Source organism: Nocardia sp. NPDC056564 (genome assembly GCF_042793755.1).
Taxonomy (GTDB): domain Bacteria; phylum Actinomycetota; class Actinomycetes; order Mycobacteriales; family Mycobacteriaceae; genus Nocardia.
This window is the reverse complement of record NZ_JBHTUR010000025.1, coordinates 24,338-38,903: the sequence shown is the minus strand read 5'-3', so window position 1 is coordinate 38,903 and position 14,566 is coordinate 24,338. Positions and strand designations below refer to the sequence as shown.

Below are 14,566 nucleotides of genomic sequence, written 5' to 3'. Positions count from 1 at the left end.
ATCGAGTTGACCTGTTCCTAACTGATGTTGGGGTCGAAGGTGAAAATGACGTAGGTGCCGACGGCCAGGATCAGGATCATCGAGATGGCCAGCAGCGTGTTCAGCCAGAACCGGGTCGAGTCCTTGCGGGAGTAGTCCGCGATGACCGTGCGCAGGCCGTTGCCGCCGTGCAGCTGCGCCAGCCACAGCATGCTCAGGTCCCACAGCTGCCAGAACGGGCTGGCCCAGCGGCCGGCCACGAAGCCGAAGTTCAGCCGCTTCACGCCGCCGTCGAGCAGCAGCATGATCGACATGTGGCCGAGCACGAGAATGATCAGCAGCAGGCCGGAGAAGCGCATGAACAGCCACGCGTACTTCTCGAAGTTGCCGTTCGCGCGCATGCGCGGCGAGCGCGGGTTGTCCAGGCTCGCGGGCCGGTCATAGGACTTACCGAGAACGGGTGCGGTCATCTCAGTGCTCCGTGAACAGGTAGAAGAACTGGCGCCCGATCGCGGGAACAGCCAGCAGGAACCAGATCGCGAGAATGATCCACAGCATCAGGCGCTGGTACTTCGGGCCCTTGGCCCAGAAGTCGACCAGGATGACCCGGACGCCGTTGAGCGCGTGGAAAAGCACGCAGACGACCAGGCCCATTTCCATCAGCGCGACGATGGGGCTCTTGTAGGTCTCGATCGCCCGGTTGTAGGTATCCGGGCTGACCCGGACCAGTGCGGTGTCCAAGACGTGCACGAAGAGGAAGAAGAAGATGGTGACACCGGTGATCCGGTGCAGCGCCCAGGACCACATCCCGGGGTCGCCTCGGTACAGCGTCTTCCGCTTCGGCTGGGCCGGAGCTTCTATCGTGGTCATAGAGTGCGGTGCCTCCAACGTCGTTGATGGACCCGGTTCGTTGATCCGAGGCCGGCTGCGTTGGGCGCAAATGCCCAGGTGGCTGCGCTGCGGCCCGCTGCCGGGAACCTGAACCGATCTGTTCTGGACTCTAATCCTCTAGGTTTGCCGGAACTAATTCGGCGTGCCGTGCGTTGCGCTACAGTCTTGCGGGTTAGGTTTACCTTTCTTGATACGTGAAGGGTTCCTCAGGGGGTCCCGCGCGGCCAGTTTCGGCTTGTTCCAGAAGAGGTTCCCGATGTCGCAAATCGACTGGAAATCCCTGCACGACAACGCGATTCAAGTTATGCGCAACGCCTATGCGCCATACTCGCGGTTTCCGGTCGGCGCGGCGGCGCTCAGCGCCGACGGCCGAATTGTGCGCGGGTGCAATGTGGAAAATGTCTCATACGGTTTGGGCCTGTGCGCCGAATGTGTACTCGTCGGTAACTTGCATTCGGATGGTGGCGGACGCTTGGTGGCCATCTCGGTCACCGATTCTCGCGGCGAAATCCTGATGCCCTGCGGCCGCTGCCGCCAACTCCTCTACGAACACGGCGGACCCGACCTGTTGGTCGATCACAAGGACGGCCCCGTCCCCCTGAGCGCCTTGCTGCCCGACGCCTTCGGCCCGGACGACCTAGGTGCCGGACAGGTCTGAGCGAGCGCTCACAGATCCGCCTCGAGTGCCGCGTCGATCTCGGCCCCGGTCGCATGGGTGATCGGCGGGAACGGAATCGGCGGAATCCCTAGCCGTTCCATCACCAAGGCCATGCCGCGTCCTAACTGGTTCACGCTGTCGATCAGCCGACCGGTCTCGATCCTGGAGCCGGCGCAAGCCCGGGTGAGTTTGTAGAGCGACTCGCCATGAGTGTCCTCGATGTCGGTGACTCGGGTTTCGAGCCTTTGGACGCGGCGGTCGATATGGATGGATGTCATTGCTGCCCCCTAGCCCCTCGAACGATTGATGCGGAGAGGCTATCGAACCCCACCGACAAGAACCAGCCGCATTGTCGATCTCGTGCCAGACTGGCGAATGTGACGGCACTGGACGCGGTTTCGATCATCACGACCAAGCGGGACGGCGGCGAGCTGTCGGACGCGCAGATCGACTGGGTGGTCGATGGATTCACCCGCGGGACGGTGGCCGACGAGCAGATGTCGGCGCTGGCGATGGCGATCGTGTGGCGCGGGATGACGCGGCGGGAGACGGCGCGGTGGACCGGCGCGATGATCGCCTCGGGCAGCCGGCTGGACTTCACCGACCTGCCGCGGCCGACCGTGGACAAGCATTCCACCGGCGGGGTGGGGGACAAGATCACGCTGCCGTTGGCGCCGCTGGTCGCCGCGTGCGGCGCCGCGGTGCCGCAGCTGTCCGGGCGCGGGCTCGGGCACACCGGCGGCACGCTGGACAAGCTCGAAGCCATTCCCGGGTGGCAGGCGGATGTCTCGGTGCCCCGGATGCGCGAGATCCTCGCCGATCCCGCGATCGGCGCGGTGGTGTGCGCGGCGGGCGCCGATCTCGCGCCGGCCGACAAGCGGCTGTACGCGCTGCGCGACGTCACCGGCACGGTCGAATCCATCCCGCTGATCGCCAGTTCGATCATGAGCAAGAAGATCGCCGAGGGCACCGCGGCGCTGCTGCTCGATGTGAAGGTCGGCGCGGGCGCGTTCCTGAAGACCCTGGACGGGGCCCGCGAATTGGCTACGGCCATGGTCGGATTGGGCACCGACGCGGGGGTGCGCACGGTCGCCCTGCTGACCGCGATGGACACCCCGCTCGGCCGCACCGCGGGCAACGCCCTGGAGGTCGCCGAGTCGGTCGAGGTGCTGGCCGGTGGCGGCCCGGCCGACATCGTTGAGCTGACCATCACGCTGGCGCGCGAGATGGTCGCCCTGGCCGGACTCGACATCGATCCCGCCGAGGTGCTGGCCGACGGGCGGGCGATGGACCAGTGGCGCGCGATGATTCACGCGCAGGGCGGCGACCCGGACGCACCGCTGCCGACGGCGAAGCACACCGAGATCGTGCGGGCCGAGCGCGACGGCGTGCTCACCCGCCTGGACGCGATGGGCGTCGGCATCGCCGCCTGGCGCCTCGGCGCGGGCCGGGCCAGGCAGGGCGATCCGGTCCAGGCCGGCGCCGGCATCGAAATGCACGCCAAGCCAGGCGATTCGGTGACCGCAGGGCAACCGCTGCTCACGTTGCACACCGACACCCCGGACGCATTCGCCGGCGCTCGGGCCGCACTGGTCGATTCCTTCGCAATCGGCGAGTCCACCGAAAAGCCCGCCACCCCGTTGGTGCTCGGCCGCATCGAAGCCTGATTTACCTGCGCCGATCGAATCAGCTTGCCGCGCAACATCTGCGGCGGTGCGCATAGACGGCGAAGGTGGAGCGGATCGGCGATGCTGAGCGCAACTTTGTGCTCCGCCCCGCATCCATCCAGGTGGCGACGCGCGCGAATTGGTTCAGCGCGCAGAATCGTGTGCCGAGCGGCACGGCGATGTCGTGCTGTGCGATACCGCACAGATCTGCCGTTGACACCGGGCAGCGGGGCGCGTGGGTGTCCAGGTGTGGCCGGGCACAGGGTGACTCGGCAACGAGATGGTTGCCACTTGCGCACTCGGGTGCCGTTCGGGCCCGGTGCGGCTACCGTCGTTACATGACTGGACCGACCGCATTGACCCTTGCCTCGATCCGACAGGCGCCAAAAGCGCTGCTGCACGACCACCTCGACGGTGGTCTACGGCCCGCGACAGTGCTGGAGCTGGCCGCCGAGTGCGGTTACGCGGACCTACCCGCCGACGACGAGGCGGCGCTGGCCGCCTGGTTCCGGGACGCGGCCGACAGTGGATCGCTGGAACTGTATCTGGAGACCTTCGCGCATACCGTGGCCGTCATGCAGACGCCGGAGGGCCTGCGCCGGGTCGCCCGCGAATGCGCCGAGGATCTGTCCTTGGACGGCGTGGTGTACGCCGAGGTGCGCTTCGCGCCCGAGCAGCATCTGGAACGCGGGCTCACCCTCGACGAGGTGGTCGAGCACACCCTGGAAGGTTTCCGGGAGGGCGAGGCCGCCGCCGCCGCGGCGGGGCGACCGATCGTGGTCACCTGCCTGCTCACCGCCATGCGGCACGCGGCCCGCTCGCGCGAGATCGCCGAGCTGACCGTGCGTTTCCGCGATCGCGGCGTCGGCGGCTTCGACATCGCGGGCGCGGAGGCCGGGTTCCCGCCCAGCCGACACCTGGACGCGTTCGAGTACATGCGCGCCAACAGCGCGCACTTCACCATTCACGCGGGCGAGGCGTTCGGCCTGCCGTCGATCCACGAGGCGCTGGCGTTCTGCGGCTGCGACCGGCTCGGGCACGGCGTGCGGATCACCGACGACATCAGCGTGCCCGGCGCGATCGAGGACGCGCGCCTCGGGCTGGTCGCGAACTACGTGCGCGACATGCGAATTCCGCTCGAGCTCTGTCCGTCGTCGAACGTGCAGACCGGCGCGGTGCCGTCGCTGGACAAGCACCCGTTCGACCTGCTGGCCCGGCTGCGCTTCCGGGTCACGGTGAACACGGACAACCGGCTGATGAGCGACACCAGCATGAGCCAGGAAATGCTCAAGCTGGTCGACACGTTCGGCTACGGCTGGAGTGATCTGGAGCGCTTCACCATCAACGCGATGAAGTCGGCGTTCATCCCGTTCCCGGAGCGGCTGCGCATCATCGACAACATCATCAAGCCCGGGTACGCGGTACTGCTCGGCTAGCGAACCGGCCGGCGCGACCGGTTCCCCGTGAGCCACGTCTCGTCCGCCGGACGGGGCGGGGGGACCGGGGCGCCGGTTCGCTAGCGTGGGTGCGCATGGCGACATTGCACATCCCCAGTCGGTTCAACGGGCCGCCCGATTCGGGCAACGGCGGCTACGTCGGTGGGCTGCTCGCCGAGCAGCACGGGGACGGCGCCGTGACGGTGATCCTGCGCAGCCCGCCGCCGCTGGACACCCCGCTGGAGGTTCGGGACGGCAGCCTCTATGACGGCGACACCCTGCTCGCGGAATCCCGTAGTGGCGAATTCGCCCGGGACACACCCGAATCCGTGCCGTTCGCGACCGCGTCCAGCGCGGCGAGCTCCTACCAGAGCAACGAGATGTTCGCGTCCTGCTTCGTCTGCGGCACCGCCCGCACGGACGGGCTGCGCATCGAGGCGGGGGCGGTCGGCGCAGGCCGGGTGGCCGCACCGTGGATCCCCGACGATTCGCTCCCGCTCGGCGCCGCCGTCCTGTGGGCCGCGATGGACTGCCCCGGCGGCTGGTCGCTGCCCGACATGTTCGACCGCCCTGCCCTGCTCGGCTCGATGACCGCGGCCGTGCACGGCCTTCCCGAGGTCGGCGAACCGTGCGTGGTCATCGGCGAGAACCACGGCGAACAAGGCCGGAAGTCGTTCTCGTCCACCGCCGTCTACGGTGCCGACGACCGTCTGCTCGGCCGGGCCGAGCAGATCTGGATCCGGCTGAAGTAGGTCGCTTACTGCTGGTTGAGCCGGGCCTCGAAGTTGCGCTCGAGGTCCCGCCAGGACTGGGCCTCCGCGGTGAACGGCGGGTTCGGCGCCATCCGGCTCGGGTCCGGGTTGAGCAGGTACGAGACGTACCAGCCGAGCGGATTCGATTGGGCCAGAGCCTGTTCCACGGTATCGTCGCCGGCGTAGTCGGCGGCGTCGGTGAACAGCTCGACCGCCAGATCGAGCTGCTCGATGTCGACCGCCTCCGGACCCTCGGCCAGGTCGTCCGCGAGCCCGGGCAGCACGTAGACGTTCTCGTCGGTGACCTCGACCTCGAGCGAACCGTCCACCGCGGCGGTCTGCACGTCGGCGAACGTGCTCACCCGGGACAGGTCGTGTTCGTGATCGTCGGCCAGGTACCTGGCCAGGGCGCGCTCCGAGGTGAACACCGTGATGGTGTTGTCGGTGCCGAGGAAGATCGGCTCGTCGTCGAGGTAGCAGCGCAGGGTGAAGTAGGTGCCGTCGGAGGCGATGATCTTGACCGGGTCGATGCCGACCTCGTGCCAGAACGAATCGTCTTCTTCCTCTTCCTCGTCCTCGTCGTCCGCGTCGAGGTCGACCGGCTCGAACTCGTCCTCCTCGTTGTCCGCGGCATCGTCGGCGTCGACCACGTTCTCCTCGGCGGCCAGCAGCTCCGCCTCGGCGACGGCGACGGCTTCCGCGTCGACATCGGGGGTGTGCACGACGGAGTCGATGGCGTCGAGGACGTCGTCCCAGCCCTTGGCGATGGCGGCGCCGATCTGGTCCCAGAGTTCCTCGCCGTCGCGCCCGATGAACGCGTTGATCCCGCCGGGCAGCGCGCCGAGCACCGGATGCGACCCGAAGAACTTGGTCACCGTCTCCAGCTCGCACACCTCGCCGATGTTGCGGACCATGCCGAGGGTGTCTTCCAGCTCGGCGATGGTGTCCACGTCGGGCTCGCCCGCGGCCAGCTCCGGCACCGCGACCAGATCGAAGGAGAAGTTCTCCTCCGGCTCCAGTTCCACCGCCGACAGCCCGGCGACGACCTTCCATGCCGGATGCTCTACGAGGTCGTTGTCGGAGTTGGTCCGGATGAACGCGGCCAGCTCAGCAACGGTCTCGAAACCGTAGAGGGAGTCCTCGTGTCCGAGGAACGCCTCCCACTCGTCGTCACCGTCTCGCCAGCGCGGTGCCCACAGGGTGACGAGATCGCCGTCGGTCAGGCCGAGCTCGATCGGGACGATGTCTCCAGAAGCCATGTGCGGAAGCCTATCGACCTTCCGCGTCAGGCACTATCCGGCCCGCCCCCAATGGTCCCTTTGGCGTCGTCCGCCGCGGGAACGAATGACTCGTTCAGTGTCGCAACGACCTTCGAGCGCTGGTTGCCCGCGTCCTCCGCGGCCTGCCTGCACGCCCAGACGATCAGCTGTCCGACCTCGGCCGGTGCCAGCGAGGTGACCGTCTCCGCGAGGCTCAGCGCGACCAGTGCGCCGTCGCTGTCCACCTCGACGGTGACCGAGCCGTCCTCGGTGGTGTGACGTCCGCGCACCTGCTTGAGGCCGTACAGCGCGGCCTCGAGTGCCTCCAGCTTCTGCGTCGCGTTGGCGACCAGGGCGTCCATTTCCGCGCTCATGCCTGCGCCTCGCCGGTGTTCGGCTCCGGCATGAGTGCGGGGGCAGCTGTGCTCATTGTTCGCTCGCTCCGCTCGCTCATACTGGCCTCATCCAGGTCGTCGGTCCGGTGTCCGCGTCGTCGATCCGGTCCAGCTCGTCCACCGCGGCCTGGCGGGTGGGCAGGCCGAGCCGGTCCAGGATGTCGGCGGGCATGCCCGCCTCGGCCAGCAGCTCGCGCCGGCGCGCCTTCGCGGCGACGGTGGAGCGCTTGGTCAGCCGCAGGATCTCGTTCGCGAGACTCTGTGCGCCGTAACGATATTCGCTGCGCTCGAACTTGATTTCCACCGGCATGCCCTGATCCGTGGCGCGCACCGAGATGGTGCCCGACCGGTTCGTGCTGCTCGCGACAGTGACATTGGGAACCGCGGGTTGCTGCGGGTTTGTCATGTTGTCGGCCTATAGAAGCCGTGGAAGCCCATTCCTGAGTTCTCCGTTCGAATCGAGCTGATCTGGACCGGGTCGCCGGCCTCGACGAATTGTCCGTTGCCGATCACCATGGCGACGTGGCCGTCCCAGATGGCCAGATCGCCGGGCATGAGGTCGCCGGGGGAGACCGAGGTGCCGGTCGCCTGGTCGGCGGCCAGCCGGGGCAGGTCGACGCCGGCCTCGCCGTAGGCGTATTTGGTCAGGCCGCTGCAATCCAGGCCGGCGCCAGGGGTGTTGCCGCCCCAGACGTACGGGGTGCCGACCGCGCTGATCGCGGACCGGACCGCGGTGGCCGCCTTCTCGTTCGGCGCCTCCACCGTGCTGCCGTCGGGCAGGGTGATCTTCACGCCCTTGCCGTCGCTCGGCAGGCCGGACGAACCGGTGTCGATCTTCGGCGTGCTCGGCGAACTCGGGGTGCCGGCGGTGCTTTTCGACGAGGTCGAGGTCGTCGACGGGATCGCCGACATCGCGGTGCTCATCAGGCTGCTCGCCATCGAGCCGACGCCGCTGAGCCCGCTGGTCGCGGTCGAGGCGAGCTGTTGCACACCGGCGGTGGTGACGGCGGGGGTGCCGGCCAGCGAGGTAGTGGGCGGCGCCGGGGTGAGATCGGTCATGGAGGCGGTGTGCGTGCCGAGTTCGTTCTGCACCCGGCCGACCACGTTGAGCGCCTGCCCGAGATGGTCGATCGCGGAACCGACGATCATCGTCAGCCCGGCCGGGGTGGCCAGGGCGGGGCCCGCGCTCGCCGCGGTGTTCACGAACGACTGGGCGATGCCGACCAGGTCCTTCTGGCCCGATTCGACCTCGGCCGCGGCCTGGCTCACCACGGTAGCCATGTCGTTGCCGCGGTCGGAAATGGTGGCCGCGGAGGTCTGCACCCGCAGCGCCTTCGCGGTCGCGGCGTCGGCGGCCTGGCCGTCCCACGCGGTGTTCATGCTGTTGATGCCGTCACGGCCGAGCTGATGGATCTGGTCGACGGCCGTGGACGTGCTGCGCAGCGCGTCGGAGGGGCCGCCGGTCGGCAGCACGCCCGAGCCGAAGCTCTCCAGCAGGTCGAAGATCGGCTGGGCCAGCGCGTTCAGATCGATCACGGGCTCACCCGTCCAATTCGGTGGCCACGCTCTGCAGCGATCCGGCGTGGTTCAGGTCGGTCTCGGTGAGCACCGTGGCGGCGCCGGTGGTGGCTACTCCCATGCTGGTCAGCACCGCCGAGAGCTGGCCGATCGAGGCCACGTGCCCCGCGTGCGCGGCGGCGTAGGCGGCCATGAAATCGCCGCCGATCAACCCCATGATCGGGCCGAGCAGCGCCGGCTCCGCCGCGACCGCGCTGGCCCCGGCCGAAGCCATTTCCCCGGCCATCACATGGGCGGTCGCGCCATAGGCTGCGATGCCCTCGGTGTCCGCCGACATCTTCCGCATCAGAGCTTCCCCCATCTGTTGTTCCCAGGCAGAGTACGTCATTCACTTGGTTCGACGCGCCCTCTTCCCGTTCGGTTCCCCCCGATGCGAAAAAAGTTTCGGGTGGAGCCTGGGCGGTGGGTCCACGGGTCACTTTATCGTTCCCTCATGCGTACTCACACCGTGGACCATCCGCTCGCCGCCGCCCTGTTGACCACGATGCGAGACGAGCGAACCGCCAATCCCGCCTTCCGCTCGGCACTGCGCGATCTCACCCGGATCCTGATCTACGAAGCGCTGCGCGACGCACCGGTCCGGCACTTCGAGATCACCACTCCGGTGCGGCCGACCGAGGGCACCCGGCTGGACCGGCCGCCGCTGCTGGTGCCGGTGCTGCGGGCCGGCCTCGGCATGCTCGACGTGGCCGCCGAGCTGATCCCGGATGCCCGGATCGGTTTCGTCGGCATCGCCCGCGACGAGGAATCCCACCAGCCGGCGCCGTACATGGAATCGCTGCCCGCCGACCTGGCCGGGCTGCCCGTCTACGTGCTCGACCCGATGCTGGCCACCGGCGGCTCGATGCTGCACACCCTCGAACTCCTGACCGCCCGCGGCGCCACCGACATCACCGCGGTCTGCGTCGTCGCGGCACCCGAAGGCGTTGCCGCACTGACTGATTCAGGTCATCCGGTAAATCTCGTCACGGCGGCCGTCGACCTCGGCCTGAACGAGAACGCCTACATCGTCCCCGGCCTCGGCGACGCGGGCGACCGCCAATTCGGCCCGCGCTAGGCGGCGCGCGACCGGCTCCCGCCTGCGCTGTTCACCCGTCTTCGGACCGGGTGAACAGCTCGAGGTGGGAGCACTCCACGCAGCGATAGGCGTCGACCAGCCAGTGCGCGCGGCCGGTTCGTTTGGCGCCCCAGAAGCCGATTTCCAGCGGACCCTCGACCCAGCGGGCATGGCCGCGTGAACTGTCGCCGGAGTCCTCGATGTAGCCGCGGAACATGCCCTCGCTGCCGCAGTGGGTACAGTGCATCGCCGTCATCATCTGATGATGCCTGGCTGTTCAGAGCCCCTGGCAGTATTCGCGCAATGCGGAAAGGTGCTGTCCCGCGGTTGTCCTGGCGGCGGGCAGCCCGGCGGCCGACCCGACGGGTGTCACCACCTCGAGATAGCACTTGAGTTTGGGCTCGGTGCCGGACGGACGGACCACGATGCGGGCGGTGGCGCCCTCGAAAATCAGTGCGTCGGTACGCATGCGGCCGCGGACCTGGAGCAGGTCGGTGAACTTGACCGCCTCGCCGGCGATCGCGTCCGGTGGGTTCGCGCGCAGCCGGGCCACCACGTCCGCGGCGGCGGCCGCCGAATCCAGCCGCAGCGACACCTGATCGGTGCTGTGCAGGCCGAACTCGACCGCGTAGTCGTCGAGCTGGTCGGTCAGGGTGCGGCCCGCCGACTTCAGCCGGGCGACCAGGTCAGCGGTCAGCACGGCCGCCGAGATGCCGTCCTTGTCCCGGACGGTGGCCGGGTCGACGCAGTGCCCGATCGCCTCCTCGTAGGCGTAGACCAGGCCGTCGCCGGCCCGGGCCAGCCATTTGAAGCCGGTGAGCGTCTCCGCGTACCCGGCGCCGCGGGCGGGGGCGAGCTTGGACAGCAGTCGCGAGGACACGATCGTGGTGGCCACCAGCGCGTCCGGCGGTGCGGTGCGCAGCACACAGTCGCCGAGCAGCACGCCGGTCTCGTCGCCGCGCAGCATGCGCCAGGTGTTGTCCGGCAACGGGATTCCCACCGCGCAGCGGTCGGCGTCCGGGTCGACGGCGATGGCCACGTCCGCGCCGATCCGGGCGGCGAGGGCCAGCAGCAGATCGGTCGCGCCGGGCTCCTCCGGGTTCGGGAAGGCGACGGTGGGGAAGTCGGGATCGGGTGCGAATTGCTCCTCGACCACGTGCACGTCGGTGAATCCGGCCGCGGCGAGCGCCTCGACGACCAGGTCACCGCCGACGCCGTGCAGCGGGGTCATGGCGATCCGAATCGCGGAGCGCGCGCCCGCGCCGCCGATCGTCGCGGGCAGCGACGCCACCCGTTTCAGGTAGCGCCGCACCACGTCGTCGTCGGCCGGGTCGACCGGCGTGCGGGCGACCGGCTCGGTGACTGCGTCGATGCATCGTTCGATCTCGGTGTCGGCCGGCGCCAGCAGCTGTGCGCCGCCGTCGAGATAGACCTTGTATCCGTTGTCGGCCGCGGGATTATGCGACGCGGTGATCTGCACGCCCGCGATCGCGCCGAGCTCGCGCACCGCGTACGCGACCACCGGCGTGGGCAGCGGGCGCGGCAACAACGTCACCGGAAAGCCCGCCGCGGCAAAGATTTCCGCCGTCGCGGTGGCGAATTCGGCGGAACCGTGCCTGGCGTCGCGGCCGACGATCACCGTTCCGCCACCGAGGCACCGCCCGCGCAGCCAGTCGACGATGCCGGCGGTGGCCCTGGTCACCGTCGTCACGTTCATGCCGTCCGGACCGTCCTGCACCGGTCCCCGCAGGCCTGCGGTGCCGAAGCGCAGCATCTACACCCGTTCCAGCACGCCGCGCAGCAGCTTGCCCAATCGCGGTGCGGCGGCATGACCTTCGGCCAGCACCTCGGCGTGCGAGAGATGCCCGCCGGTGACGCCCGCGGCCAGGTTGGTGACCAACGAGATGCCGAGCACCCGGGCGCCGAGCGCGCGGCAGGCGATGGCCTCCAGCACCGTGGACATGCCGACCAGGTCGGCGCCCATGGTGCGCAGCATCCGGATCTCGGCCGGGGTCTCGTACTGCGGCCCGGTCAGGCCGGCGTACACGCCCTCGGTCAGGGTGGGGTCGATTTCCTTTGCCAGGGAACGCAATTCGGGATCCCAGGCGTCGACCAGGTCGACGAAGGTGGCGCCGGTGAGCGGGGTGCGCCCGGTGAGGTTCAGGTGATCGTTGATCAGCACCGGCTCGCCGACCCGCAGTCCCGCGCGGATGCCGCCCGCGGCGTTGGTGAGCAGCACGATCTGCGCACCGGCCGCGATGGCCGCGGCGACCGGATGCACCACGTCGGCGGGCTGGTAGCCCTCGTACAGATGCTGACGGCCCATGAGCAGCAGCACGGGCGTGTCACCGACGGTCACCGAGTGCACCATGCCGCCGTGTCCCTGCGCGCTCGGCGTGCCGAACCCGGGCAGCTCCGGCATCGGCACCGACGCGACCGGCGTGCCGATCTCCGCGGCCGCCTCCTGCCAGCCCGAGCCGAGCACCACCGCGACCCGGTGACGCGGCACTCCAGTACGTTCGGCGATCGCCTCGGCGGCCTGTTCGGCAAGCATGGGGATCACTGTATTGGATTGCGCCGCCTGGGGCTCCGGGTGTGCGCGACCTTCGTCGCCGTCCGCGCGCGGGTCCGTTCGGCCGGCAGCCGGGCCGCGAGCGGCTGTCGAAGGCGTCGTGCGCGGTGGTTGCGGTCCGCGCCGGTGGCGGACGAACCGGAGGTAGGGGCCCCGGTGTGAGATTGCTACCCGCGAGTAGGAGTGCCGCCGCCTGCCGGATATTCTGCACCCATGCCGTATCTGGAACGTGAAGGGGATGTGTTCGTCGTCTACCTCGGAAGCGAGGGACAGACGGACAGCGAGAACCGCTTCCACCCGGACTGGATCGACGAATTCCACGGCCTGCTGGACAAGGTCGAGGACTCCGACGGCCCGGCCGCGCTGGTCACCGTGGCGACCGGCAAGTTCTACAGCAACGGCCTCGACACCGACTGGCTGTTCGGCAATCTGGACAAGTCGCACGGCTACCTGGACCGCGTGCACTCGCTGTACACCCGGTTGCTGCAGTTCCCGATGCCGACCGTCGCCGCGATGAACGGCCACGCGTTCGGTGCGGGCGCCATGCTGGCCACCGCGCACGACTTCCGGGTGATGCGTGCCGACCGGGGCTTCTACTGCCTGCCCGAGGTGCACCTGGGCATGCCGTTCACCGTCGGGATGAACGCCCTGCTCACCGAGCGGCTGAGCAACCAGGTCTGCGTGCAGGCGATGACCACGGGCTACCGCTACCCGGCCGACGAGGCGATCGCCGCGGGCATCGTCGACGGCAAAGCCGACGCGGAGTCGTTGCTGGCGACCGCGGTGGCCAAGGCCGCGGCACTGGCGAGCAACCGCAAGCCGAACCTGCCGGTGATCAAGCGCGCGCTGCACGCCAAGGCGCTGGCCGGTCTTGCGGTGCCGACCACGCCGGAAAACCTCGCCTTCGCCACGGGCTAGCCGGACGGCCGTTCGGTCGGTTCGGCACCCCGGAACGCGGTGCCTCGCGGTTCGCTGGACGGATATGCGGTGCGCTCGGTTTGCGGCCGAGTGTAAGACTGTGTTCCATGCCACCACCGCGCAGCGGGCACCAGGATTCGCGCATCGACGATGACGTCGCGCGCGCCGATGCCATGCGGCAGTCGGACGCGGCGATCAAGTCCGCGCTCGACCAGCTGATCGATCTTTCGCACTCGATTCACGCCGAACCGGAGCTCGCGTTCGAGGAGACCAGGAGCGTCGCGAAGATCATCGCGCCGCTCGCCGAACGCGGCTTCGAGGTCGCCACCGGCGTGGCCGAATTGCCGACCGCGTTCCGCGCGAGCTTCGGCAGCGGCCCCCTCACCGTCGGCATCTGCGCGGAGTACGACGCGCTGCCCGGCATGGGACATGCCTGCGGGCACAACATCATTGCCGCGTCGGCGGTCGGCGCCGCGCTCGGCCTGGCCGAGGTCGCCGACGCGCTCGGGCTCACCGTGCTGGTGCTCGGCACGCCCGCCGAGGAGAGCGGCGGCGGCAAGGTGCTGATGCTGGAGCGCGGCGTGTTCGACGACGTGGCGATGGCGATGATGGTGCACCCCGGCCCGGCCGACATCGTGGGCGCGCGCTCACTGGCGATGGCCGACCTGTCCATCGTGTTCCACGGCCGCGAGGCGCACGCCAGCGCCGCGCCGGAACTGGGCCGCAACGCGGGCGACGCGGTCACCGTCACCCAGGTAGCTCTCGGATTGCTGCGGCAGCATCTCCAGCCTGGCCAGCAACTTCACGGTATAGTCGGCGATGGTGGCGTGGCCCCCAACATCGTGCCCGGACGTGCGGAACTGCTGTATTACCTACGCGCAGTCGACTCCGCCTCTCTCGACAATCTGATGCGACGAGCGTCGGCGTGTTTCGAGGCCGGTGCCCTTGCGACCGGCTGCACCCAGGAAATCCGGACTGTCGCGCCGACATATACCGAGCTGACGCCCGATCCGGCGTTACTGTTTGCCTACCGCGAGCAGATAACCGGTTTGGGACGAGTGCCGATCGCACCCGAGCTCGAGGCACAGCGGCCGCTCGGAAGCACGGACATGGGCAACGTCACCAACGTCCTTCCGGGCATCCACCCGGTCATCGGCATCGATGCCGGTGGCGCGGTGACGCACCAGCCCGGCTTCGCCGCGGCGAGCGTCAACGCTTCGGCGGATCGTGCGGTTGTCGATGGTGCGCTCGCACTCGCGCGTACCGCGATCACCGCTGCCGGCGATGAAGGACACAGAGACAGGTTGTTGCAACGGCTCGTTCAACGACAGGAGGACATTCGGTGAGTACTACCGGCCGTTCGGCGGAGCGGGCGACGGGAATCGAGGCCGGGGCCTGCGCCCT

At 69.0% G+C, this 14,566-nt stretch carries 18 protein-coding genes; 7 read left to right on the top strand and 11 right to left on the bottom strand.

Going from position 1 to position 14,566, the window contains the following annotated elements; all coding sequences use genetic code 11:
* Positions 1-17: 17 nt before the first annotated feature.
* Positions 18-449 carry a succinate dehydrogenase hydrophobic membrane anchor subunit gene (locus ACFQ9K_RS39520; protein WP_378714848.1) on the bottom strand — a complete coding sequence of 144 codons (432 nt, stop codon included), beginning with the start codon at positions 447-449 and terminating at the stop codon, positions 18-20.
* A 1-nt stretch (position 450) separates the two neighbouring features.
* A complete protein-coding gene (gene sdhC / locus ACFQ9K_RS39515; protein ID WP_364738092.1) occupies positions 451-849 on the bottom strand; it encodes a succinate dehydrogenase, cytochrome b556 subunit in 399 nt (132 codons plus the stop codon).
* Positions 850-1,126: 277 nt separating this feature from the next.
* On the opposite strand from sdhC, the gene ACFQ9K_RS39510 reads away from it, so the two are divergent.
* The gene (locus ACFQ9K_RS39510) at positions 1,127-1,528 is read left to right on the top strand and encodes a cytidine deaminase (protein ID WP_378714850.1); all 402 of its coding nucleotides are present in this window, start codon (positions 1,127-1,129) and stop codon (positions 1,526-1,528) included.
* Between the two features lie 8 nt (positions 1,529-1,536).
* On the opposite strand, the gene ACFQ9K_RS39505 is transcribed toward ACFQ9K_RS39510, so the two are convergent.
* Positions 1,537-1,806 (bottom strand): hypothetical protein, encoded by a 270-nt coding sequence (locus ACFQ9K_RS39505; protein ID WP_378714852.1) that lies wholly within the window; start codon positions 1,804-1,806, stop codon positions 1,537-1,539.
* Between the two features lie 99 nt (positions 1,807-1,905).
* On the opposite strand from ACFQ9K_RS39505, the gene ACFQ9K_RS39500 reads away from it, so the two are divergent.
* From ACFQ9K_RS39500 to ACFQ9K_RS39490, 3 genes are all read left to right on the top strand, one after another.
* Complete coding sequence (locus tag ACFQ9K_RS39500) at positions 1,906-3,195, top strand: thymidine phosphorylase (RefSeq protein ID WP_378714854.1); 1,290 nt, start codon at positions 1,906-1,908, stop codon at positions 3,193-3,195.
* Between the two features lie 338 nt (positions 3,196-3,533).
* The gene (locus ACFQ9K_RS39495; protein ID WP_378984344.1) at positions 3,534-4,631 is read left to right on the top strand and encodes an adenosine deaminase; all 1,098 of its coding nucleotides are present in this window, start codon (positions 3,534-3,536) and stop codon (positions 4,629-4,631) included.
* A 95-nt stretch (positions 4,632-4,726) separates the two neighbouring features.
* On the top strand, positions 4,727-5,383 hold the full coding sequence (locus ACFQ9K_RS39490; RefSeq protein ID WP_378714858.1) for a hypothetical protein: 657 nt from the start codon (positions 4,727-4,729) through the stop codon (positions 5,381-5,383).
* Between the two features lie 5 nt (positions 5,384-5,388).
* On the opposite strand, the gene ACFQ9K_RS39485 is transcribed toward ACFQ9K_RS39490, so the two are convergent.
* The 5 genes from ACFQ9K_RS39485 to ACFQ9K_RS39465 all read right to left on the bottom strand — a co-directional run bounded on the left by ACFQ9K_RS39485 (position 5,389) and on the right by ACFQ9K_RS39465 (position 8,901).
* Complete coding sequence (locus tag ACFQ9K_RS39485) at positions 5,389-6,642, bottom strand: primosomal protein (protein ID WP_378714859.1); 1,254 nt, start codon at positions 6,640-6,642, stop codon at positions 5,389-5,391.
* Between the two features lie 26 nt (positions 6,643-6,668).
* On the bottom strand, positions 6,669-7,016 hold the full coding sequence (locus tag ACFQ9K_RS39480; RefSeq protein ID WP_378714861.1) for a YbaB/EbfC family nucleoid-associated protein: 348 nt from the start codon (positions 7,014-7,016) through the stop codon (positions 6,669-6,671).
* A 76-nt stretch (positions 7,017-7,092) separates the two neighbouring features.
* Entirely contained in the window at positions 7,093-7,443 is a 351-nt protein-coding gene (locus ACFQ9K_RS39475; RefSeq protein ID WP_378714863.1) for a hypothetical protein, read from the bottom strand.
* Positions 7,440-8,573 (bottom strand): C40 family peptidase, encoded by a 1,134-nt coding sequence (locus ACFQ9K_RS39470; RefSeq protein WP_378714865.1) that lies wholly within the window; start codon positions 8,571-8,573, stop codon positions 7,440-7,442. Before ACFQ9K_RS39470 ends, ACFQ9K_RS39475 begins: the two co-directional genes overlap by 4 nt.
* A gap of 4 nt (positions 8,574-8,577) precedes the next feature.
* A complete protein-coding gene (locus ACFQ9K_RS39465) occupies positions 8,578-8,901 on the bottom strand; it encodes a type VII secretion target (RefSeq protein WP_378714867.1) in 324 nt (107 codons plus the stop codon).
* Between the two features lie 147 nt (positions 8,902-9,048).
* Between ACFQ9K_RS39465 and upp the strand changes: the two genes are divergently transcribed.
* Complete coding sequence (gene upp, locus ACFQ9K_RS39460) at positions 9,049-9,672, top strand: uracil phosphoribosyltransferase (RefSeq protein ID WP_378714869.1); 624 nt, start codon at positions 9,049-9,051, stop codon at positions 9,670-9,672.
* Positions 9,673-9,703: 31 nt separating this feature from the next.
* On the opposite strand, the gene ACFQ9K_RS39455 is transcribed toward upp, so the two are convergent.
* Genes ACFQ9K_RS39455 through ACFQ9K_RS39445 form a run of 3 tightly spaced genes read right to left on the bottom strand, consistent with a single transcriptional unit; the run spans position 9,704 to position 12,226 of the window.
* The gene (locus ACFQ9K_RS39455) at positions 9,704-9,928 is read right to left on the bottom strand and encodes a hypothetical protein (protein WP_378714871.1); all 225 of its coding nucleotides are present in this window, start codon (positions 9,926-9,928) and stop codon (positions 9,704-9,706) included.
* Between the two features lie 21 nt (positions 9,929-9,949).
* On the bottom strand, positions 9,950-11,446 hold the full coding sequence (locus ACFQ9K_RS39450; protein ID WP_378714873.1) for a phospho-sugar mutase: 1,497 nt from the start codon (positions 11,444-11,446) through the stop codon (positions 9,950-9,952).
* On the bottom strand, positions 11,447-12,226 hold the full coding sequence (locus ACFQ9K_RS39445) for a purine-nucleoside phosphorylase (protein ID WP_378714874.1): 780 nt from the start codon (positions 12,224-12,226) through the stop codon (positions 11,447-11,449). It abuts the gene before it with no gap.
* Between the two features lie 231 nt (positions 12,227-12,457).
* On the opposite strand from ACFQ9K_RS39445, the gene ACFQ9K_RS39440 reads away from it, so the two are divergent.
* On the top strand, positions 12,458-13,162 hold the full coding sequence (locus ACFQ9K_RS39440) for an enoyl-CoA hydratase-related protein (RefSeq protein ID WP_378714876.1): 705 nt from the start codon (positions 12,458-12,460) through the stop codon (positions 13,160-13,162).
* Between the two features lie 107 nt (positions 13,163-13,269).
* On the top strand, positions 13,270-14,508 hold the full coding sequence (locus tag ACFQ9K_RS39435) for a M20 family metallopeptidase (RefSeq protein ID WP_378714878.1): 1,239 nt from the start codon (positions 13,270-13,272) through the stop codon (positions 14,506-14,508).
* Positions 14,509-14,566: the final 58 nt, after the last annotated feature.